The sequence below is a fragment of the Kitasatospora putterlickiae genome (genome assembly GCF_039527695.1).
GTDB classification, from domain to species: domain Bacteria; phylum Actinomycetota; class Actinomycetes; order Streptomycetales; family Streptomycetaceae; genus Kitasatospora; species Kitasatospora putterlickiae.
Genome location: NZ_BAAAKJ010000213.1, coordinates 1 through 2,071, shown reverse-complemented (window position 1 = coordinate 2,071; position 2,071 = coordinate 1). Strand labels below are relative to the sequence as shown.

Genomic DNA, 2,071 nt, shown 5'->3' with positions numbered 1-2,071 from the left:
GCCGCCGGGCCGCCGACCGCGTCCGCCGCGCACACCGCCCACCGGCCGGGCGCCGACGCCTCCCCGGTCTCGGGGCGGGCCGACGGGTGGAACTCCAGCCGGTGGATCCGCTCCGCGTCCGCCGCGCCCGGGTCCGCCGAGGCCGCCAGGGCCCGCATCCGCAGCCCCAGCATGCTCAGCACCGGCCGCCGCGCGGCGTCGAACAGGAACAGGTCGACCTCCTCGCCGCCGTCCCGGCGCACCGCGTGCGACCACAGCGCGGTGACCGGCTCCGCGAGGTCCTGGTGCAGATGGATCCGGCCCACCCCGACCGGCACCGCCGCCTCCTCGCCCGGGAACAGCGGGATCGACGCCTGCAGCGCCGCGTCCCACAGCGCCGGGTGCGGCCGGTGCGGGTAGCCGGAGACCAGCAGGCCCTCCGGCAGCCGCACCTCGGCCAGGCACTGCGCCGCGTCCGCGCGCAGCCCCAGCACACCCCGGAACGCCGGACCGTAGTTCAGCCCGCGCGCCGCGCAGTCCGCGTAGAAGGCGTCGGCCGGGGCCGCCTCCAGGGCGAGCAGCCGCTCGGGGAAGGACGGCCGCTCGGGCGCGGTGTCCTCCGCCAGCACCCGCGCCGAGGCGTGCCGGACCCAGCCCTGCGCGCCCGCCTCCAGCGAGGACAGCGTGAAGCTGCCGCCGCCGGTGACGTCGTCCCGCCAGCCCAGCGACACCGTCACCGGCTCCTCGGTGAGGGTGAGGTGGCTGTGCAGGCCGACGTCGGCGAGTGTGCGGTGCGCCCCGCCGGTGCGGGCCAGCGCCGTCCGCAGCGCCAGTTCCAGCATCGCGGTGCCGGGCAGCACCACCGCGTCGTACACCCGGTGGTCGCGCACCCAGGGCAGGTCCGCCGGGGCCAGCTCCAGCGTCCCCGTCCAGGCGCCCTGCTCGGTCACCGACGGCACCAGCGAGAGCGCGTCCCCGGCGCCGGCCGCGGTGCGCCGGCGGGCCGGCTCCACCCAGTGCGCGGTGCGCTGCCACGGGTACGGCGGCACCGGCGCCCAGGCGGCCCGGGGCAGCGCGCCGAACGGCTCCAGACCGCTCACGTACGCCCGGGCCATCGACTCGCGCACCACGGCCGGCGAACCCTGATCGCGCCGCAGCGTCGACAGCACCTGCGGCGGGACCGGCCGCTGCGCGGCCAGCTGCTCCAGCGCCGGGGTGAGCACCGGGTGCGGGCTGATCTCGACCACGTGGGTGACGCCGTTGTCGAACAGCCGCTCCATCGCGTCGGCGAACATCACCGGACGGCGCAGGTTGTCCACCCAGTACCGGGCGTCCAGCTCCGGCCCCTCCAGCGGGGCCACCCGCACCGTCGACATCAGCTCGACGGACCCCCGGCCCGGGCGCACCGCGCGCAGCGCCGCCAGCAGGTCCTCCTCCAGCTCGTCCATCTGCGGGCTGTGCGAGGCGTAGTCGACGTTGACCAGGCGGCAGAAGGTGCCCTCGGCCTCCAGCAACTCCTTGAGCGCCAGCACCAGTTCGGTGTCGCCGGAGAGCACGCAGCTGTTCGGCCCGTTGTTCACGGCCAGCGAGACGCCCTCCTCGAAGCCGGACAGCGCCGCCTTCGCGGCGTCCAGCGACAGGTCCACCGCCAGCATCCGGCCCCTGCCCGAGGTGCGCCGGGCGATCGTGCTGCGCCGGGCGACCACCATCGCGCCGTCCTCGTAGGAGAGGATGCCCGCCGCGGTGGCCGCGGTGACCTCGCCCTGGCTGTGGCCGACCACCACGTCCGGCACCACGCCGGCCGCCCGCCACACCTCGCACAGGCCGAGCGAGACCGCCCACAGGGTCGGCTGCAGCATGTCGATCCGCGACAGCCACTCCTCGCCGGCCGCACCGGAGACGACCTCCACGAGGTCCCAGTCGGTGTACGGCTCCAGGGCCTTCGCGCAGCGGCGGATCACGGCGGCGAACACCGGGTCGGCGGCCAGCAGTTCACGGCCCATGGCGTGCCACTGGGAGCCCTGGCCGGGGAAGACGAAGGCGGTGCGGCCGTGCGGCGCGGCGCGCCCGGCGGGCACCCCGGAGTCGGCGG

General features: G+C 76.8%; 1 protein-coding gene. It reads right to left on the bottom strand.

The window, feature by feature from the left end:
• A partial coding sequence (locus ABD308_RS21010; RefSeq protein WP_344337483.1) for an acyltransferase domain-containing protein occupies positions 1 to 2,071 on the bottom strand: 2,071 nt, incomplete at both ends.